At 75.0% G+C, this 19,707-nt stretch carries 18 protein-coding genes; 16 read left to right on the top strand and 2 right to left on the bottom strand.

The features are described 5' to 3' along the window. Positions 1–67: 67 nt before the first annotated feature. The 7 genes from ACTWM8_RS25600 to ACTWM8_RS25570 all read left to right on the top strand — a co-directional run bounded on the left by ACTWM8_RS25600 (position 68) and on the right by ACTWM8_RS25570 (position 7,626). Positions 68–904, top strand: a complete 837-nt coding sequence (locus ACTWM8_RS25600) for a DUF4097 family beta strand repeat-containing protein (RefSeq protein WP_377607617.1) — start codon at positions 68–70, stop codon at positions 902–904. After that, positions 901–1,503 carry a PadR family transcriptional regulator gene (locus ACTWM8_RS25595; RefSeq protein WP_446211227.1) on the top strand — a complete coding sequence of 201 codons (603 nt, stop codon included), beginning with the start codon at positions 901–903 and terminating at the stop codon, positions 1,501–1,503. Before ACTWM8_RS25600 ends, ACTWM8_RS25595 begins: the two co-directional genes overlap by 4 nt. 68 nt (positions 1,504–1,571) lie before the next feature. Beyond that, complete coding sequence (locus tag ACTWM8_RS25590; RefSeq protein WP_334569091.1) at positions 1,572–2,273, top strand: response regulator transcription factor; 702 nt, start codon at positions 1,572–1,574, stop codon at positions 2,271–2,273. Positions 2,274–2,328: 55 nt separating this feature from the next. Then, the gene (locus ACTWM8_RS25585; RefSeq protein ID WP_446211226.1) at positions 2,329–3,882 is read left to right on the top strand and encodes a sensor histidine kinase; all 1,554 of its coding nucleotides are present in this window, start codon (positions 2,329–2,331) and stop codon (positions 3,880–3,882) included. A gap of 62 nt (positions 3,883–3,944) precedes the next feature. Further along, positions 3,945–5,558: a trypsin-like peptidase domain-containing protein gene (locus ACTWM8_RS25580; protein WP_446211225.1), complete on the top strand. Its 1,614-nt coding sequence runs from the start codon at positions 3,945–3,947 to the stop codon at positions 5,556–5,558. Between the two features lie 189 nt (positions 5,559–5,747). After that, positions 5,748–6,419: a BON domain-containing protein gene (locus ACTWM8_RS25575; RefSeq protein WP_446211224.1), complete on the top strand. Its 672-nt coding sequence runs from the start codon at positions 5,748–5,750 to the stop codon at positions 6,417–6,419. Between the two features lie 151 nt (positions 6,420–6,570). Further along, a complete protein-coding gene (locus tag ACTWM8_RS25570) occupies positions 6,571–7,626 on the top strand; it encodes a glycosyltransferase family 4 protein (protein WP_446214674.1) in 1,056 nt (351 codons plus the stop codon). Positions 7,627–7,693: 67 nt separating this feature from the next. Here ACTWM8_RS25570 and ACTWM8_RS25565 read toward each other — a convergent pair whose 3' ends face one another. Continuing rightward, positions 7,694–9,160 (bottom strand): protein kinase domain-containing protein, encoded by a 1,467-nt coding sequence (locus ACTWM8_RS25565; RefSeq protein WP_446211223.1) that lies wholly within the window; start codon positions 9,158–9,160, stop codon positions 7,694–7,696. A 191-nt stretch (positions 9,161–9,351) separates the two neighbouring features. On the opposite strand from ACTWM8_RS25565, the gene ACTWM8_RS25560 reads away from it, so the two are divergent. The 9 genes from ACTWM8_RS25560 to ACTWM8_RS25520 all read left to right on the top strand — a co-directional run bounded on the left by ACTWM8_RS25560 (position 9,352) and on the right by ACTWM8_RS25520 (position 18,739). Beyond that, complete coding sequence (locus tag ACTWM8_RS25560) at positions 9,352–10,185, top strand: patatin-like phospholipase family protein (RefSeq protein ID WP_446211222.1); 834 nt, start codon at positions 9,352–9,354, stop codon at positions 10,183–10,185. Then, positions 10,185–11,207 (top strand): 1-acyl-sn-glycerol-3-phosphate acyltransferase, encoded by a 1,023-nt coding sequence (locus tag ACTWM8_RS25555; RefSeq protein ID WP_446211221.1) that lies wholly within the window; start codon positions 10,185–10,187, stop codon positions 11,205–11,207. Before ACTWM8_RS25560 ends, ACTWM8_RS25555 begins: the two co-directional genes overlap by 1 nt. Before the next feature lie 47 nt (positions 11,208–11,254). After that, positions 11,255–11,575, top strand: a complete 321-nt coding sequence (gene cutA / locus ACTWM8_RS25550) for a divalent-cation tolerance protein CutA (protein WP_154942211.1) — start codon at positions 11,255–11,257, stop codon at positions 11,573–11,575. Between the two features lie 79 nt (positions 11,576–11,654). Then, positions 11,655–12,065, top strand: coding sequence for a VOC family protein (locus ACTWM8_RS25545; RefSeq protein WP_446214673.1), 411 nt, complete (start codon positions 11,655–11,657; stop codon positions 12,063–12,065). An 81-nt stretch (positions 12,066–12,146) separates the two neighbouring features. Beyond that, entirely contained in the window at positions 12,147–12,611 is a 465-nt protein-coding gene (locus ACTWM8_RS25540) for a helix-turn-helix transcriptional regulator (RefSeq protein WP_446211220.1), read from the top strand. A 5-nt stretch (positions 12,612–12,616) separates the two neighbouring features. Further along, a complete protein-coding gene (locus tag ACTWM8_RS25535) occupies positions 12,617–13,243 on the top strand; it encodes a glyoxalase (protein ID WP_446211219.1) in 627 nt (208 codons plus the stop codon). 114 nt (positions 13,244–13,357) lie between these two features. Continuing rightward, positions 13,358–13,813: a pyridoxamine 5'-phosphate oxidase family protein gene (locus ACTWM8_RS25530; protein ID WP_446211218.1), complete on the top strand. Its 456-nt coding sequence runs from the start codon at positions 13,358–13,360 to the stop codon at positions 13,811–13,813. A gap of 98 nt (positions 13,814–13,911) precedes the next feature. Continuing rightward, complete coding sequence (locus ACTWM8_RS25525; RefSeq protein ID WP_446211217.1) at positions 13,912–17,571, top strand: SCO7613 C-terminal domain-containing membrane protein; 3,660 nt, start codon at positions 13,912–13,914, stop codon at positions 17,569–17,571. 121 nt (positions 17,572–17,692) lie between these two features. Beyond that, the gene (locus ACTWM8_RS25520; RefSeq protein WP_446211216.1) at positions 17,693–18,739 is read left to right on the top strand and encodes a fatty acid desaturase family protein; all 1,047 of its coding nucleotides are present in this window, start codon (positions 17,693–17,695) and stop codon (positions 18,737–18,739) included. Positions 18,740–18,805: 66 nt separating this feature from the next. On the opposite strand, the gene ACTWM8_RS25515 is transcribed toward ACTWM8_RS25520, so the two are convergent. Continuing rightward, positions 18,806–19,576: a hypothetical protein gene (locus ACTWM8_RS25515; protein WP_446211215.1), complete on the bottom strand. Its 771-nt coding sequence runs from the start codon at positions 19,574–19,576 to the stop codon at positions 18,806–18,808. Positions 19,577–19,707: the final 131 nt, after the last annotated feature.

The raw sequence follows: 19,707 nt of genomic DNA, 5'->3' as shown, positions 1-19,707 counted from the left end.
GCGATGTATCGCGTTAGGCTCCTCCCGAGCGTGGGCCGCCGGCCGTGCGCATCGAGGGGAGGACGCCATGACCCGCTGGACGGTCGAGCAGCCGCGACGCTTCACCCTGGACGACCCGGTCACCGAGCTCGACGTGCGGCTGATCAGCGGTCGGCTCAACGTGGTCGCCACCGACGGCCCGGCCCGGGTCGACATCACCCAGGCCGGCGGCGAGGGCCGGCCGATCCACGTCGAGCACCGCGACGGGCGGCTCAGCGTCGTCCAGGAGCGGAAGTTCCGCTGGTCGGAGGTGTTCCGGTGGGTCGGCCCACTGGCCCGCTGGCCTCGGGTCGACGTCTCCGTCGCGGTCCCCGCCCACGTGGCGGCCACCCTCAAACTGATCGACGGCTCGCTGGTCGCCTCCGGGCTGCGCGGGCGGACCCGGGCCGACGTGACCTCCGGCCAGATCACCCTGATGGGGCTGCGCGGCGCCACCGCCGCGAAGATCGTCTCCGGTCCGGTGGAGGCGCTCGGGGTGGCCGGCGAGGTCACCCTGGAGACCGTCTCCGGCGAGGTCATCCTGGCCGACAGCGCACCGGGCCAGGTCCGCGCGCACACCGTCTCCGGGGCCATCACCTGCGACTTCGACAACCCCCGCCGCAGCGAGATCCGGCTCAGCACCATCTCCGGCAGCATCACCGTCCGGGTCCGCGAGGACAGCGACCTCGCCGTCCGGCTGCACACCACCTCCGGCCGCATCACCAGCGGCTTCCCCCAGGTGCTGGCCAGCCGGGGCCTGGCCGCGGTGCGCGACAGCGAGGGAGTCCTCGGGGCGGGCGAGGGTAAGCTCTGGGCCTCCGCGACGTCGGGCAGCATCGCGCTGCTCGCCCGTCCGGTGGACGACGACCAGGAGGAGCTGCCGTGACCGCCGTGTTCAGTCACGGGCGGCTCCGGCTCTACCTGCTCAAGCTGCTCGACGACGGCCCGAAGCACGGCTACGAGCTGATCCGGCTGCTGGAGGACCGCTTCCTCGGCCTGTACGCCCCGAGCGCCGGCACCATCTATCCCCGCCTGCAACGGCTGGAGGTGGAGGGGCTGGTCACCCACACCGCGGCCGGCGGCCGCAAGGTCTACGAGATCACCGAGGCCGGCCGGGCGGAGCTGCGGCAGCGCGCCGACGAGCTGGCCACCCTGGAAGCCGACATCAGCGCCTCGGTGCAGGACCTCTCCACCCTCGCCGGGGAGATCCAGACCGAGGTTCGCGGCTCGGTCCGGGACCTCAAGCGCGAGCTGCGCGAGGCGGCCCGGCAGACCCGGCAGGCCCGCTGGGACCGGCCGGTGCCGCCGCCGGCTCCCGCCGCCGCGGCCTCACCGCTGCTGACCGAGTTCGACCAGCGGCTGGCCGCCTTCACCATGGAGGTCGGCGGGCTGGTCCGGGCGCACCGGCTCTCCGACAACCAGTTGCGGACGGCGATCCGGGTCCTCGACGGCGCGCTCGACGGGCTGCGTCGGCTGCTGCGCTGACGCGGCTCACAGGGTCTTTTCAGGAAGCGTCCAGCGCCGGCGCAGCCGCGTCGCGGATGATGGCGGGCATGGCCGCTACCCAGACCGAGGCGCGACTGCTCGTCGTCGAGGACGATCCCAACATCCTCGAACTGCTCTCCGCCAGCCTGCGCTTCGCCGGCTTCGACGTGGCTACCGCCACCAGCGGCAGCGCGGCGTTGAGCACCGCGAAGGACCACCGTCCCGACCTCGTGGTCCTCGACGTGATGCTGCCCGACCTGGACGGCTTCGAGGTCATCCGGATGCTCCGCGAGGGCGGCACCCGCACCCCGGTGGTGTTCCTGACGGCGCGGGACGCCACCGACGACAAGATCCGTGGGCTCACCCTGGGCGGCGACGACTACGTCACCAAGCCGTTCAGCCTGGAGGAGCTGACCGCCCGGATCCGCGCGGTGCTGCGGCGTACGGCCACAGGCGAGCACGCCCCCTCCCGGCTCACCTTCGCCGACCTGGAGCTGGACGAGGAGACCCACGAGGTGCACCGGGCCGGCCAGCGGGTGCAGCTCTCGCCGACCGAGTTCAAGCTGCTGCGCTACCTGATGCTCAACGCCAACCGGGTGCTCAGCAAGGCGCAGATCCTGGACCACGTCTGGAACTACGACTTCCGGGGCGACGACAACATCGTCGAGTCCTACATCTCGTACCTGCGCCGCAAGGTGGACAACACCCAGCCCCGGCTGATCCACACCCTGCGCGGGGTGGGCTACGTGCTGCGCAAGCCGGCAGCGTGAGCGCGAGGACTGAGCCGGTTCCGCGGGCCCCGCAGTCGCGAACCACGGTGCACCGATGAGCGTCCTGCACGACGCGAAGGGCCGACTCCGCAGCGTCCCGTTGCGGATCAAGCTGGTCGCGGCGGTGCTGGCGCTGGTCGCCGCCGCGCTGGTCGTGATCAGCTCGCTGACCACGTACTTCCTCCGCAACTACCTGGTCGGCCAGGTGGACGCCGAGCTCCAGGCGGCCAGCGTCCAGGTCGGCCGGGTCCTGCCCGACCTGCAGTCCGGTCGGGTGCGCGCGTCGCTGCCCACCGACTACGTCGTCGCGCTGGCCAACGCCGACGGCGGCGAGATCATCGGGTACGACCCGGTCCTGGAGCGCGACGACCTGCCGCCGATCCCGGCCGACGTGGCCGGCTTCCGGGCCGAGGAGGGTGAGCCCTTCACCGTCCGGGCCCAGGACGGCCACGACCGCTGGCGGATGCTCTACCGCGAGCTGCCGGACGGCAGCGTGCTGGCGGTCGGCCAGCACATGACCGACGTCGACCTGGCCGTCAAGCGGCTGGTCTGGATAGACCTCCTGGTCGGCGGGGCGGTGCTGATCCTGCTCGCCTCGATCGGCGCGGCGATCGTACGGACCAGCCTCAAGCCGCTGGTGGAGATCGAGCGCACCGCCGGCGCGATCGCCGGGGGCGACCTCACCAGACGGGTGCCCGACCCGGAGGAGGGGCAGGAGTGCGCGACCTCCGAGCTTGGCCGGCTCTCCCGCGCGCTGAACGTGATGCTGGCCCAGATCGAGGCCGCCTTCACCGCCCGGGCCGCGTCGGAGACCGCCGCCCGCTCGGCCGAGGCCGGCGCCCGGGACGCGGCACACGCCGCGCAGATCTCCGAGGCGCGGGCCCGCCGCTCGGAGGAGCGGATGCGGCAGTTCGTCGCGGACGCCTCGCACGAGCTGCGTACCCCGCTGACCACCATCCGTGGCTTCGCCGAGCTGTACCGGCAGGGCGCGGCCCGCGCGCCCGAGCAGACCGCCGACCTGCTGCGCCGCATCGAGGACGAGGCGGCCCGGATGGGGCTGCTGGTGGAGGATCTGCTGCTGCTGGCCCGGCTGGACCGGGAACGGCCCCTCTCGCTGGCCCCGGTCGAGCTGCCGGTGCTCGCCTCCGACGCCGTGCAGGCCGCCCGGGTGGTCGCCCCCGACCGGCGGGTCGAGCTGGAGATCGAGCCCGGCTCGGGGCCGCTGGTGGTGCACGGCGACGACGCCCGGTTGCGGCAGGTCATCGGCAACCTGATGACCAACGCGCTCACCCACACCCCGCCCGAGGCCTCGGTGACCCTGCGCCTGCGCACCGAGCCGGGGAACCTGGCCGTGGTCGAGGTGGCCGACACCGGCCCGGGCCTCACCCCGGAGCAGGCCGAGCGGGTGTTCGAGCGCTTCTACCGCGCCGACGCGGCCCGGACCCGCCGGGCGAGCGGGATCACCAGCACCGGGCTGGGGCTGGCCATCGTCGCCGCCCTGGTCACCGCCCACCACGGCACCGTGCAGGTCGCCGAGACCCCGGGCGGCGGGGCAACCTTCCGGGTCCGGCTGCCGCTGCTGCCGGACGTCGACGGCGAGATCGAGTGACTTTCAGAAAACATTCAGGCGGGTTCCAGGATGGTGCCAGTGCGACGGGAGAAAGTGGAGCCATGACCGAGTTCGAGACCGACCCGCAGCGGCGGCCGGCCGCCCCCGAGGCGGAGCCGTCGCACCCCACCGCCGAGCTGTCCCGCGTCGAGCATGGGCAGTCCGACTCCACCGAACCTCGCCCGGTCCCCCCGGGCGACGCCGCCGGCACCGCGGGGGAGCCGGCCGGCACCCAGCCGAGCGCCGCCACCGCGCCGGACGCCCAGACCTCGGCCGCCCCGTACGGCGGCCAGACCGCGGCCGGCCCGTACCCGGCCGCCGGGCAGACTTCCGCCGCGCCGTACGCCGGCCAGGCTTCCGGTGCCGGGTACCCGTCAGCCGGGTATCCGCAGGCGGGTCAGGCCTCCGCCGCGCCGTACCCGGGCGGGGCGCACGGTGGCGACCAGGCCTACCGCCCCGGCTACCAGCCGTACCCGTCCGCCGGTCAGTACCCGGCCGCCGGCTACCAGCCGGGGCAGCAGCCCGGCTGGACGGCGGGCTACCCGGGTGCGCAGGGGCCCGGTGGGCCGGTCCCGCCGCAGCACGGCGGGCAGCCGGTGCCGCCCTGGGCCGCCGGCCCGCGCCCCTCGAAGGTGGCCAAGTTCGTCGGCGCCGGCGTGGCGGTCTTCGCCCTGATGCTCGGCTCGGGCGTGGCCGGTGGCGCGCTCGCTCTCGCGGTCGACGGCGACTCCGGCGGCATCACCCGCACCTACTCGGCCGCGCCGGTGATCAACAGCGCCGACCTGCCGAAGATCGCCGCCGCCGTGCAGGACAGCGTGGTCTCCATCATCACGGACAACGGCGAGGGCTCCGGCGTGATCCTGAGCGCGGACGGCTTCGTGTTGACCAACAACCACGTGGTCGCCTCCGCCTCCGGCGACACGGTCCGGGTGGTCTTCGCCGACGGCAAGACCGCCCAGGCCAAGATCGTCGGTACCGACCCGAAGACCGACCTCGCCGTGGTCAAGGCCAGCGGCGTCAGCGACCTGAAGGCCGCGAAGTTCGGCGACAGCGACGGGATGCAGGTCGGCGACCAGGTGCTCGCCCTGGGCAGCCCGCTGGGCCTGCAGGGCTCGGTCACCGCCGGCATCCTCAGCGCCCGGGACCGGACCATCCAGGCCGGCGAGAACGGGCAGCAGCAGAACCCGCAGCAGGGCGCCAGCTCGATCTCCGGGCTGCTCCAGACCGACGCGCCGATCAACCCCGGCAACTCCGGCGGCGCGCTGGTCAACACCCGGGGCGAGGTGATCGGCATCAACACCGCGATCGCCACCGCCGGACAGGGCAGCAGCGGCAACATCGGGGTCGGCTTCGCGATCCCCAGCAACAAGGCCAAGGACGTCGCCGAGAAGCTCCAGCGCGGCGAGAAGGTCAGCCACCCGTCCCTCGGGGTGAGCGTCAACGCCGCCGAGGACGGCGGGGCGCTGGTCGCCGCGGTCGTGCCGGGCAGCGCCGCCGAGAAGGCCGGCATCCAGCGGGGCGACGTGATCACCCGGTTCGGCGACAAGGTGGTCAAGGACTCCAACGATCTGGTCGGCGCCGTGCAGGCCGGCAAGGTCGGCGACCGGGTCGAGGTGACCTACAAGCGAAATGGTGCCGAGGCGAAGGCAACCGTGACGCTCGCCGAGACGTCATAACACCAGACCTGCCTCCTCCGGGGCGGCGGGTGGCGGAGCCAAGGGGGTTGGCTCCGTCACCCGTCGCCTTTTTTCGCACCCCGTGGCCCCCGACGCCGGTCCGGTGCCGGTTCACCCCGCCAGGGTGAACCGGCCTCACCCGAGGAGTCGGCATCCTCGCCAGGAGCCGACCGCACGGGAGGGGACGCCATGACGACGGCAGCGGCCACCCGCACCGATCCGCACATCCAGCGCGACGTGCTCGACGAACTGGCCTGGGACCCGCAGGCCCAGCCGCACGAGATCGGGGTGAGCGTCGCCGACGGCGTGGTCACCCTTACCGGCCGGGTGGACAGCTACGCCCGCAAGTGGGCGGCGCAGCGCTGCGCGCACCGGGTACGAGGCGTGCGGGCGGTCGCCGACGACATCGAGGTACGCCTGCCCGGCCTGGACGGTCAGGACGACGGCGAACTCGCCCTCGCCGCCGTACGGGCGCTGGAGTGGGACAGCTTCGTGCCCGCCGAGCGGCTGGACGTGACGGTCTCCGACGGCTGGCTGATGCTGCGCGGCGAGGTGGAGTTCGGCTACCAGCGGCGCACCGCCGAGCAGGAGCTGCGCCGGCTGCGCGGCGTACGCGGGGTGACCAACCTGGTCGAGGTGGTGCCGCCGGCCCCGCCCAGCGCCGAGCAGACCGCCCTGGACCTGCGCCGGGCGTTGCGCCGCCGGACCGGCACCGAGGCGATCACCGTCGAGCTGGCCGGCGACACCGTCGTCCTGGGCGGCACGGTCCGCTCCTGGTGGGAGCGGGACGAGGCGGAGCGGGTCGCCTGGTCGGCACCGGGCGTACGGGCCGTCGACGACCGTCTCGTCGTCACCGGTTGAGCCGCCCGCCGCGTCCGACGAATGTCCGTTTAGCGCAGCCGGGGTGGGGAAATCGCCGCCGATCCCGCTCATCGGGAAGCAACGGGGAGGACCTGTGGCCGTGACCCACCGTCCGTCGGAGAGTCCGCCGGGAAGGCCGCTGCGGATCGCGATGGTGGTTCCGCCGTGGCTGTCGGTGCCGCCGCCCGGCTACGGCGGGCTGGAACAGCTGGTGCACGGGCTGGTGAACCGGCTGGTCGAGCGCGGCCACGCGGTGACCCTGTTCGGCGCGGGCCGGCACCACGGCACTGCCGCCGACTTCGTCTCCACCGTCGACGACCTCCAGTACGCCCGGCTGGGCGAGGCGCTGCCGGAACTCGCCCACCTGGCCCGGGTGAAGCACCTGGTCACCGCAGCCGACTTCGACGTGATCCACGACCACACCACGATCGGCCCACTGGTCGCCGGCCGACGGGCGGTGCCGACCGTGGCCACCGTGCACGGCAACCCCGTGGGGGAGTACGGGGCCGTGCTCAGCGACGTCGACCGGGGCGTGGGGCTGGTGGCCATCTCGCACACGCAGCGCCGGCTGAATCCGACCCTGCCGTGGGTGGGGACCGTGCACAACGCGCTGGACGTGGGGCAGTTCCCGCACAAGCAGGGCCCCGGCCGGGGACCGGTGCTCTGGCTGGCCCGGTTCAGCCCGGACAAGGGCCCGGACCTCGCGATCCGCGCCTGCCGCGCGGCCGGCCTGCCGCTGACCCTGGCCGGCAAGTGCAACGAGCCCGCCGAGCGGCACTACTTCACCGACGTGGTCGAGCCGCTGCTGGACGAGGACGTCACCGTGGTGTTCAACGCCGACCGGGACGCGATCCTGCGACTGCTGCTGGACGCCCGCTGCCTGATCATGCCGATCCAGTGGGAGGAGCCGTTCGGCATGGTGATGGTGGAGGCGATGGCGACCGGTACGCCGGTTGTGGCGCTGCGGCGCGGCGCCGTGCCGGAGCTGGTGGTGGACGGGGTCACCGGGCTGACCCGGGACCGGGCCGACGAGCTGCCGGCGGCGCTGCTGGCGGTGGACCGGCTGGACCCGCAGGCCTCCGTCGCGCACGTGGCCCGGCACTTCTCCACCGACCGGATGGCGGAGGGCTACGAGGCGGTGTACCGGCAGGTCGCCTCCGGCGCCGCCGCGCCGGCCCGGCAGCCGACGCCGGTCGCCACCCGCTGACCGGGCGAAGACGAAGGCGGAGACCAGCGACTGCGAGCCGACGGACCGGCGCAGCCCGGACCGGAGGTCAGACCCGGCTGGTGCCGAGGTCCACGATGGCCGCGTCGAGCCGGCGCGCGTACGCCGGGGTGATGCCGCCCTCGTCGACGCGGTCAGTGACCTTGTCGCGCAGCAGCGCCACCGGCTCGGCCAGGTCGGACCGCCCGTCGGCGGCCGCCCGGGTCAGGTTGGCCAGCACGTTGCGCAGGTCGGTGCCGACGTCGGTGCGGACGTCGCCGCTGCGCACCCCGTCGTCGATGAGCCGGCGCAGCCGCTCGGCGGCCTCGGTGAGCCCACCGGCGCCCTGCCCCCCGTCCGGGGTGGGTCGCGGTCGGGGCGGCGGCGCGCTGGTCGCCGCCGCGGTCGACTCCCGTGGCGGGAGGGTGGACGGTTCGGCGGGCGAAATCGTCGGCTGCACCGCCGGGGCGCCGGTCCGCCGGGCGTCCGGCGGCGGCGTCGACTCCGGCACCAGGGTCGGGGCGACCAGCGCGGCGGCCGTGGTCACCACCACCAGCGCGGCCACCACCAGCAGCGGCCGCCGGCGCCGCGACGGCCCTGCGGCCGGCGCGGATCGCCCGGCCGGTTCCGCCTGCCCGGCTGCGGGGTCGGGCAGCGCGGGCAGGGTCACGGTCGGCGCGAGCATCGTGGCCGCCTGCGGGTCGCCGGGCAGCAGCTGGTCGCGCAGCGCCGCGGCCACCTGGTGCGCGGTGGGCCGGTCGCGCGGGTCGCGGGCCAGGCAGCGCAGGCAGGTACGGGCGACCGGCGCCGGCAGCCCCGGCACACCGTCCAGGGTGGGCGGTTCGTCGGCGGCCAGCGCCTCGCCGAGCTGCTCCCAGGTGTCCGCCGGGTACGGCACCTGGCCCGTCAGCGTCTCGTAGAGCAGCACGCCGAGGGAGTAGACGTCGGTGGCCGGCTGGGCCGGCGCCCCATCCAGCCGCTCCGGCGCCACGTACGCGGGGGTGCCGAAGGTGCCGCCGTCCTCGTCCTCGTCGGGGGCGCCGACGTGGGTGGCGATGCCGAAGTCCAGCACCTTCGCGCCGACCCGGGTCATCATCACGTTGGACGGGGTGATGTCCCGGTGCACGATGCCGAGCCGGTGCGCGGCCGCGAGGGCCTCGGCCACCTGGGCGCCCACCTCGACCGCCTCGGCCCAGGGCAGCGGCCCCTCGGTGAGCCGGTGCTCCAGCTCCTCCCCGGTGAGCAGCTCCATCACCACGAACGAGGTGATCGAGCCGTCCGGGGCCAGCGTCTCGCCGTAGTCGTGCACCGAGGTCACGTGCGGATGGACCAGCTGGGCGGCGGAGCGGGCCTCCTCGCGGACCATGTCCCGGAAGCGGGCGTCCGCGGCCAGGGAGGGGGCGAGCACCTTGACCGCGACGATCCGGTCGAGCACCTCGTCGCGGGCCCGCCAGATCACCGACATGCCACCGGCCCCGATCTGGTCGACGAGCCGGTACCGGCGGGCCAGCAACCTGCCGGCGTGCAGCGCTGCCATCAGTGATCGCACCTGCCTGGGGTGGGGGCGGTATCAGGTTGCGGGAATGTGTCCGCCGTGTCAACGGTCGTCCGGATTCGCGGTCACCCTCCGTCGTGGACGGCTCGCACGCCGCCACCTGGATCCGGCCGGACCCGGGTGACCAGCGGCTGGACCCGGCGCGGCGACGGGCACGTGCCAGGATGAACGACATGGTTGCGGGTCCGGTGGCGTTCGTGCTCGGCGGCGGGGGAGTGCTCGGCGCGGTCGAGGTGGGCATGCTGCGCGCCTTGTTCCGCGCCCGGATCCGCCCGGACGTCGTGCTCGGCACCTCCATCGGGGCGGTCAACGGCGCGCTGGTCGCCGCCGACCCGACCGAGGCGGTCACCGACCGGCTGGTCCGGCTCTGGGCCTCGCCCGAGGCGAGCGAGGTGTACGGCGACTCGGTCGCCCGCCAGCTGCGCCGGTTCGCCGCGCGTACCCACCTGCACTCGCCCCGGCCGCTGCGCAAGCTGCTGGAGTCCGAACTGGGCGCCGAGACCACCTTCGCCGACCTGAAGGTGCCGTTCCGCTGCTGCGCGGCGAACATCGAGCGGGCCGCCGAGCACTGGTTCGACAGCGGTCCGCTGGTGCCGGCCGTGCTCGCCTCGGCCTCCGTGCCCGGGCTGCTGCCACCGGCCCGGATCAACGACCAGCACTACATCGACGGGGGCATCGTCAACTCCATCCCGATCGGCGAGGCGGTCGCGCTGGGCGCGCGGCGGATCTTCGTACTCCAGGTGGGTCGGATCGAACGGGAGCTGACGCCGCCCCAGCGGCCCTGGGAGATCGCCCAGGTCGCGTTCGAGATCGCCCGGCGGCACCGGTTCGCCCGGGAGATGGCGGCGCTGCCCGACGGGGTGGAGGTCCACGTGCTGCCCACCGGGGGGCTGAAGCCCCGCGACGACAGCCCGTGGGCCTACCGGGACATGGCGGCGGTGGGGCGGCGGATCAGCCGGGCCTACACCGCCTCCCGGCACTACCTGGCCACCCAACTGGACCGCTGATGCCGCTGCCACCCCGGTGGGTACGCCGGATGCTGCTGGCCCCCGGCGTGGTGCTGCTCGCGCTGGCCGTGGTCACCACGGTGCCGGTCTGGGCGCTGCTCGGCCTGGCGCTGTCGCCCTTCGTGCCCGGCCGGCTGCGGCCGCTGCGCCTGCTCTGGATCGGCTCCGTCTACCTGGTATGGGACGCGGCGGCGCTGGCCGCGCTCTTCCTGCTCTGGCTGGCGTCCGGGTTCGGGCTGCGCAAGCGCTCGCCGGCCTTCCAGCGGGCGCACTACGTGCTCGCCGGCCGCTTCCTGCGGGTGCTCTTCTGGCAGGCCCGCTGGACGCTGCGGCTGAGCATCGACGTGGTCGGCACCGACCCGGACACGGCCCTGCCCGGCCGGCCGGAGCTGGTGCTCTGCCGGCACGCCGGGCCGGGTGACTCGTTCATCCTGATCCACGCGCTGGTCAACTGGTTCCACCGCGAGCCGCGGATCGTGCTCAAGGAGAGCCTGCAGTGGGACCCGGCGATCGACGTGCTGCTCAACCGGCTGCCCAACCGGTTCATCGCGCCCGGCCCGGACGGCCGTGAGTCGGCGGTCCGGCAGATCGGCCAGCTCGCCACCGAACTCGACGACGACGACGCGTTCGTGATCTTCCCGGAGGGCGGCAACTTCACGCCAAGCCGCCGGCTGCGGGCCATCGCCCGGCTCCGCGCGCTCGGGCTGGAGCGGATGGCGTCGCGCGCCGAGCGGATGAGGCACGTGCTGGCGCCGCAGCCCGGCGGACTGCTCGCCGCGCTGGACGCCGCCCCGGACGCCGGGGTGATCTTCGTGGCGCACACCGGGCTGGACCGGATGGTCACCGTGGCCGACGTCTGGCGGGAGCTGCCGATGGACAAGCGGATCGTGATGCGCTTCTGGTCGGTGCCGCCGGAGGAGGTGCCGACCGACCGGCAGGAACGCATCGACTGGCTCTTCGACTGGTGGGCCCGGATCGACGCCTGGATCGCCGCCAACCGCGACGGCGTGACGACCGGCTGACCGCGCGGGTCGGGGCCACCCGTGGCGACGCCGCGTAGGGTGCGCTGATGGAACAGATCTGCGTGGTCACGACGGTGGTGGACGCGCGCCCGGTCGCGGACGCGCTCGCGGCCGAGGCGGTCGCCGGGCGGCTGGCGGCCTGCGCGCAGGTGGGCGGCCAGGTCGACAGCACCTACTGGTGGCGGTCCGCCGTGGAGACCGGCACCGAGTGGTCGGTGCAGTTCAAGACCGCCCCCGACCGGGTGGTCGCGCTGGTCGACCGGATCCGCGCCGCCCACCCGTACGAGGTGCCGGAGATCCTGGTGTCCCGGGTGGAGTGCGGGGAGCCGGCGTACGCCGCCTGGGTGCACGAGAACACCCGTACCTAGGTGCACCTGGCGGAGCAGGCGGCCGGATCGATCAGGAATCGAGAAGTGCGGGTCTGGTGCCGCACCTAACGTGATCGTCATGGACATCACCATTCACACCAGCTTCCTCCCGCATGTCGACCCGGACGCCTCCCTGGCCTTCTACCGCGACGCCCTCGGCTTCGAGGTCCGCAGCGACGTCGGACAGGGCAAGATGCGGTGGATCACGGTCGGCCCCGTCGGCCAGCCCGATACGTCCATCCTCCTGGCGCCGCCGGCCGCCGATCCCGGGGTCACCGAGGAGGAGCGCCGCACCATCGCCGAGATGATGGCCAAGGGCACCTACGGCTGGATTTTGCTGGCCACGCGCGACCTCGACGGCACCTTCGAGAAGCTGCAGGCCGGCGACGCCGAGGTCGTCCAGGAGCCGATCGAGCAGCCGTATGGCATCCGCGACTGCGCCTTCCGCGATCCCGCGGGCAACCTGGTCCGCATCCAGGAGCTGCCCTGAGCCCTCCGGTCTGCCGAGCACCCGGTCGCCTGCTCGACAGGGGACCGGGTGCTCACGGACATCGTTGAAAGGAGTTCTCCCATGTGTCACCCCTCATGGGGGCGCGCACTCGCCGAGGCGCAGCGCCTGAGTGACCTCGCGCGCCTGCGCCGGGTCCCCGACCGGATCGACCGGGAGTACGCGCAGCCGCTGGACGTCGAGGCGCTCGCCCGCGGCGCCAACATGTCGGCCGGGCACCTCAGCCGCCAGTTCCGGCAGGCGTACGGCGAGTCGCCGTACCCGTATCTCATGACGCGGCGCGTCGAGCGCGCGATGGCGCTGCTGCGTCGTGGCGACCTCAGCGTCACCGAGGTCTGCTTCGCGGTCGGCTGCTCGTCGCTCGGCACCTTCAGCACCCGCTTCACCGAGCTGGTCGGCATGCCGCCCAGCGCCTACCGACGCCGTGCGACGGGCGCCACGGCGGGAATGCCGCCGTGTGTGGCGAAACAGGTGACCAGACCGGTCAGGAATCGAGAAGCGCCGGTCGCCGAGCCGCACCTAGCGTGATGACCATGACAAACATCGAATCCGTCACCCTCGAAGTGGCCGACCCCACGGCCGCCCACCGCTTCTACACCGCCGCCTTCGGGTTGGACACGCAGATCCGCCTGCGGGCCTCGGCGGCACCGACGACCGGCTTCCGTGGGTTCCTGCTGGCCCTCACGGTGTCCCAGCCGGCCACCGTCGACGGCTTCATCGGCGCTGCCCTGGACGCCGGTGCCACGTCGCTGAAGCCTGCCGCGAAGTCGCTCTGGGGCTACGGCGGTGTCGTACAGGCCTCGGACGGGACGATCTGGAAGGTCGCGACCTCGGCGAAGAGGGACACCGGCCCGGCCACCCGGCAGATCGACGAGATCGTGCTCCTGCTCGGGGTCGCGGACGTGGCCGCGAGCAAGCGGTTCTACGTCGAGCGCGGCCTTGCCGTGGCGAAGAGCTTCAGCCGCATGTACGTCGAGTTCGCCGCCGGGTCGAGTCCCGTCAAGCTGGCGCTGTACCGGCGCCGCGCCCTGGCCAAGGACGTCGGCGTCGCTCCGGACGGCACCGGATCGCACCGGCTCATGATCGGCGGCGCTGCCGGACCGTTCACCGACCCGGACGGGTTCGCCTGGGAGGCCGCCTCGCTGGCACCCACGCCCTGACGGCTGCGTGCCCTACCGGCGACCGATCACGAGGCGGCCGCCGGGTGAACCGACCGATGACCGACGGAGCCTCTCCTTGGCGGAAGGGCTCGCCATGAAGTGACTGGAGGAAGCATGACGGGCGCGCCGCCGCGTGGGCTTGAGGAGAGGCTGCGGGACACCCGCGCGAAACTGGAGAGCGAGGTCGACCTCTGGGTCGCGACGTCGGGCTCCCCGGGCGGCGTCCACCTCATCCCGCTCTCGTACCTCTGGGACGGAACCGCGTTCGTCATCTCGACGCCGCGCGCCTCGGTCACCGGCCGCAACCTGCTGGCGGACGGCCGGGTGCGACTCAGCCTCGGGCCGACGCGCGATGTCGTCATCGTCGACGCCACCGCCGAGCCGGTGGCCATCGCCGACCTCGGCCCGGAGCTGGGCGACGCGTTCGCCACCAGGACCGGTTTCGACCCGCGGGAACTCGACGAGCCCTACCAGTACTTCCTGATCCGGCCGCGGCGCATCCAGGCCTGGCGGGAGGCGAACGAGCTGCAGGGACGGGTCCTCATGCGCGACGGCCGCTGGCTCGGCTGACCGCCGTACGGGAACAACCACCGCCGCCGTGCGGCAGGTTGACCAACCTAGGTACGCGCACTCTGGGCGCGCCTCGGCCCGGCCGCGAGGATGGCCGGGTGGAGAACACCGGCTACCCCTGCCCCGGCTGCGGCGCGCCCGCCGATCTCGTCCGCGGCTGCTCCGGCTGCGGCCGCCCGCCGTACCCGCCCGCCGCCGAGGTGATCCGGCTGGACGCGGAGATCCGTGCGCTCGGTCGGGAGGTGGAGCGGGCCCGCGAGGCGTACCAGGGGCTCGCTGGTCGGCTGCTCGCGGCGCAGCGCCGGCGGGCGGAGCTGGCGGCCCGGGTCCGCGCGGAGGTCGCCCGGCCGGTGCCGGCCGGTCCGCTGCCGCCGGTACCGCCGGTCCCGGTCCGACCCGCCCCGGTCCCGCCGCCGCCGGGCCGACCGGAGACCTCCACCCGGACGGTGCAGGGGCTGCTGTTCGTCCTCGGCGGGCTGCTGCTCGGCACCGCGGCGGTGGTCTTCACCGCCGTGGCCTGGGCCGCCGTCGGGGTCGCCGGGCGGGCCGCGATCCTGGCCGCCGTCACCGTGCTGGCCCTGGCCGCGCCGCTGGTCGCGGCGCGGCGCGGGCTGCGGGGCACCGCGGAGACCTTCGCCGCGGTGGGGCTGCTGCTGGTGGTCCTCGACGGGTACGCCGCCTGGGCGGTGGACCTGTTCGGCGTGGCCGACTGGCCGGGCACCCGGTACGCCGCGCTGGTCGGGGGGGCCGGCGCGGCCATCGCCGCCGGGTACGCCCGGCTCAGCCGGTTGACCGTGCCCTGGTTCGCGGCGCTCCTCGTCGCGCAGCCGGTGCTGCCGCTGGCGGCGGTGGCGGCCCGCCCCGGTGCCGCCGGGTGGACCCTGGTCCTGCTCGGGGTGGCGTTGCTCGACCTCGTGGTGGTGGTCGCGCTGCGTCGCCGCTCCCCGGCGCCGGCCTTGCCCGGCCCGGTGCCTCCCGGTCCCGTCGCCGCCCCGGCTTCGCCCGGTGCGGTCGCGACGGCGGCGGACCAGGCACCGGCCGGGCGTTCCGGGCCCGGTCCGGTGCCGTCCCCCGCCGCCGAGGCGGCGGACCAGGGCACGGCCACGGGCCAGGCGTCGGCGGGGGCCGGTGGGGTGCCGGCGGTGGTCGGCGGGGGGACGCCGGGGGCGCGGATCGGGGGGCCGGCGGCCGGTGGGGGACCGGTCGCCGGGCCGCGCGTCCCGGCCGTCGTGCGGGCCGGACAGGTGCTCGCCTGGCTCGGCTTCGGTGCCGCGACGGCGCTCGCCGCCGGCTGCGCGCTGGTGCCGCTGGCCTGGGGCCGGGCCGCCGGCCGGCCGCTGCTGGCCGGGGCGCCGCTGCTGCTGGTGGGGCTGGTCCTGCTCGGCGCGGCGTGGGCCGCCGGGGGCCGGGTGTTCCGTCAGGTCGCGGCGGCGCTGCTCGTGCCGCTGCTGGCCGCCGCTCTGCTCCGCCCGGTGGTCGAGCTGCGCCCCGGGGTGCTGCTGGTGGCGGCCGCCCTGGTGACCGCCGCCCTGGCCGGGGCGGCCCGGGTGGTCCCGGCGCGGCTGCGCTCCGGCCCCCGGGTCGGCGCCCTGCTCGTCGCCGGCGCGCTGGCCCAGGTGGGTGTCCTGGCCACCCTGCTGGTCGCCGGTGGCGTGGTGGCCCGGTCGCTCCCCGCGTGGCGGGGCGCGGCGGCCGGCCCGGCGGTCGGCTGGGGCTGGCAGCTTCCGGTCACCGTCGCGCTGACCGCCGCCGCGATCGGCCTGCTGCTGCCCCGGACCGCCCGTCCGGTGACCGCGCTGGTCGGTGTCGCGCTGACCGCGTCCGCCCTGCCGGCGGTGGCCGCCACGCCGTGGCCGGCGGCGCTCGCCGTCGATCTCGTGGTCGGGGTGGCGCTCCTGCTGGCCGTCGTCCGGCCGGCTCGCCGCACCTCGACCGTGGTGGTCGGGTCGCTGGCCGGCGCCGCACTGCTCGGGCACGGTCTGCTGGTGGCCCTGGCCGCACCGGGCGGCATGCTGGTGACGCTCGGGGTGCTGCTCCCCGCCGGGCTGGCGGTGGCGGCCCTCGCCCGCCGGGGGACCCCGGCGCAGCGCGCCGTCGCCGGGGGCGGGCTGGCCGCGGCGCTGCTCGCCGTGCCGGCCGGGACGGTCGTCGCGCTCCTCGCCGCCGGCTCGGCCCCCTGGTGGCAGCTGCGGGCCGGCTTCGCCGCCGCCGTGGTCCCGCTCGTCGTGCTCGGGGCGGTCCGTCGCCACTGGCCCGACCTCGACGGGTACGCCTCGGCCGCCTCCGCCGTGGCGCTCGGCGTGCTCGGGCTGGCGCCGATGGTCGTACCGGCCGCCGAGCCGGTCCCGCTCTACGCCGCGCTCGCCGCGCTGCTGCTGGTGGTCGTCGACCCGGACACCCCGGCGTCGGCCGTCGGTCGGGTGGTGGCCGCCGCGCTGGCGGTGGTGGCCGCGCTCGCCGCCGCCCCGGTGGCCCTGACGGCGCTGCTGTCCCCGTACGACGGGCCGGTCGAGCCCTGGTCGGGCGTACCCGCGACCGGGCCGCTGCCCGGCGGGTGGGCCGGTGGCGCGGCCCTGCTGGTGCTGGCGGTCGCCGCCGGGCTGGTCGGCCGGCGGACCGGGGGCGGCGCGGCCGTCCCGGCCCTGCTGGCACTGCCCTTCGCCGCCGCCGTGCTGCCGGTGCTGCTGGGGGCGGCCGGCGTGCCCTGGCCGGTGGTGCCGGCGGTGGCGCTGCTCACCGGGTTGGCCGCCCTGCTGGCCGCCGCGCTGCGGCGTCCGGGTCCCCTGCTGGGCGTGGTCGCGGTGCCGGTGGGGGCGCTCTGGACCCTGGCCGGGCTGACCGGGCTGCTCGCCACCCGGGCCGGCACCCTCGCCGGCCTGGCGCTGCTGGTCGTGGCGGCGGCGGTGGCCGGCGTCGCCGGGCGGCGGGCCGAGGTGCGGCTGCTCGGCTGCCTGGTGGCGGTCGCCGCGGCCACCGGCTTCGCGGTGACCGCGTCGCTGGCCGCGGGGCTGCCGCTGCGGACCGCCGGTTTCGCGGTGCTCGCGGTGGCGGTGGCGGTGCTGTACGCCGCGCCGCCGCTGGCCCGGCGCACGGCGGTGACCGGACGGGCGGCGGAGGGCGCGGCCCAGGCGGTGGCGCTGGTGGCGCTGCTGCTCACCGCGTCCGCCCCGCGCCACGCGGCGGCGGTCTGCGTGCTGTGGGGCGCGGCGGTGGCGCCACGGGTGCTGCGACGGGGCGAGTCCGCCGACCGGAGGTGGGCCTTCGCGGGCATCGCCGGCGGCAGCGAACTGCTCGGCGCCTGGCTGCTGCTCGCCGCCGGCGGGGTGGTGCTGCTGGAGGCGTACACCCTGCCGGCGGCGGGACTGGCGCTGGTCGCCGGGGTGGTCGCGCTGCGTACCCGGCCGGGGTTGACCAGCTGGCTGGCGCTCGGTCCCGGGCTGGCGGCCGGGCTGCTGCCCGGCCTGGTGTCGGTGCTGGTCGCCCCCGAGCCCCAGCCCTGGCGACGGCTGCTGCTCGGGCTCGCCGCGCTGGCCGTGGTGCTCGCCGGGGCCACCCGGCGCTGGCAGGCGCCGGTGGTGCTCGGGGGGACCACGTTGACGCTGCTGGCCCTGCACGAGCTGGTCCGCGGCTGGGACCTGCTGCCCCGGTGGATCTTCCTGGCCGTCGGCGGCTTCGCGTTGATCGCCCTCGCCGCCACCTACGAGCGGCGGCGGCGTGACCTGACCCGGCTCCGCGCGGCCGTCGGCCGGATGGGCTGAGGTAGGGGCACCACCACCACGAATCGGGGTGTTGCCATGATTACCAGGCGCAACCGCCGCCGCAAGAATCAAGGGTGGGCCCGCCAACGGGTGCGGCCCCGACCGAGGACTGGGAGTGGAGATGGCGCCTTCAGCGGTGGCGGACCAACCGGTACGACGCGGCAGTGACTATGCGGTGTTGTCCCGACGGATCAGCGAGGCGGGCCTGCTGGAGCGTCGCCCCGGCCGGTACGCGGTGCGCATCGCGCTGACGGCGGTGTTCTTCCTGGCGGGCTGGGCCGCGGTGGTGGCGGTCGGCGACTCGTGGGCGCAGCTGCTGATGGCGGTGGGCATGGCGGTGGCCACCACCCAGGTCGCCTTCCTCGGCCACGACGCCGGGCACCGGCAGATGTTCCGCCGCCGGGGCCCGAGCGAGCTGGCCGGTCTGCTCGCCGGCAACCTGGCGGTCGGGCTCAGCTACGGCTGGTGGGTCGACAAGCACAACCGGCACCACGCCAACCCCAACCACACCGACGAGGACCCGGACGTCGGCGGCGGCGCGCTGGTCTGGACCTACGAGCAGGCGGCGGCGACGCCGCCCTACCTGCGTTGGCTGGCGCGGCGGCAGGCCTGGCTGTTCTTCCCGATGCTGCTGCTGGAGGGCTTCCACCTGCACGTGGCCAGCGTCCGGGCCCTGGTCGGCCGGGCGGACGGCGGCTGGCGGACGCCGATGCGGCACCGGGCGGTGGAGGCGCTGCTGCTCGTCGCGCACGCCGCCGGCTACCTGGGGCTGATCTTCGCCGTGATGTCGCCGGCGAAGGCGCTCGCCTTCATCGCCATCCACCAGGGCCTCTGGGGCCTCTACATGGGCTGCGCGTTCGCCCCCAACCACAAGGGCATGCCGATGCCGACGGACGACGACGGCCTGGACTACCTGCGCAAGCAGGTGCTCACCTCGCGCAACGTGCGGGGCGGCCGGTTCGTCGACGTCGCGCTGGGCGGGCTCAACTACCAGATCGAGCACCACCTGTTCCCGAACATGCCCCGGGGCAACCTGCGCCGGGCACAGCCGATCGTGGCGGCGTACTGCGCCGAGCGCGAGGTGCCGTACGTCGAGACCGGGCTGGTCGAGTCGTACCGGCAGGCGCTGGCGCACCTGCACGAGGTGGGCCGGCCGCTGCGCGGTTGACCCTCGTACGCACGACGGGGCGGCACCGGTCACGGTGCCGCCCCGTCGCGTCGGGGTGCGGGGCGGTCAGCCTCCGAACGCCTTGATCAGCGCTTCCGGGGCCTCCTGGGTCTGGCTGGCCGGCGGCTTCTGCGGGGCGACGGCCGCGCCGAAGTCCGTGTAGGTGGTGGTCAGCTTGCCGGCCGCCGGGGACAGCACGGTGGTGTCGACGACCAGCTCGATCAGCCGGCCCTGGTCGTCGGTCTTCGCGGTGAACGGCACCGCCTTGGCCTTGGCGCCGAGCGCCTTGATGCCCTTGTCGTCCGGCTTGGCCTTGGTGTAGTCGAGGGTGCCGGCGAAGGCGTGCTCACCGGTCTTCTCGACCTCGGTGACCCCCTTGATCATCTGCTTGGCGCCGCCCGGGTCGCCGTCCGGCATCAGGTTCATCTGACCGCTGGCGCCGAGCTTGGTGGCGTCCATGTGCAGCCACTTCTTCGGCGCGCCCGCCATGCCGCTGATCTTCATCCAGGCGTCGTCGCCGAGGGTGATCATCCGGACCTTGCCCTGGCTGCCCATGTCGAGGGTCATGTCCATCGCCTTGGTCCGCGGGTCCATCAGGCCACCGCCGCTGAGCACCGACGAGGTGATGGTGGCCCGGACGCTGTCCTCGTTGAGCTTGAGCGCGCCGGCGGTCAGCTCGTCGAGCGGCGCGACCGACGGGCTGCTGCTCGGGGCGACGCTCGCGGCGCTTCCGCCGGCGGCTGGAGTGTCCGCTCCGTCCTGGTTGCCGCAGCCGGTCAGCAGACCCAGCGCGGCGACGAGCGCGACCCCCGTGGCCGCCAGCCGTCGAGTGTTCATTGTGGATTTCTCCTCGTGAAGGGTGGGCCGGTGCGGCGCGTGCTGCCCGCGACCGGCCGGGCCGTCGGTCAGCGTAGCGGGCGAAAGCGACAGTCTGGTGTCGATGTCCGTTCGCCGTCGCCGTCGGTGCC

This window comes from Micromonospora sp. IBSANI012 (genome assembly GCF_052814045.1).
Note: the sequence above shows the minus strand (reverse complement) of the source record. Positions and strands in the feature narration are given on the sequence as shown.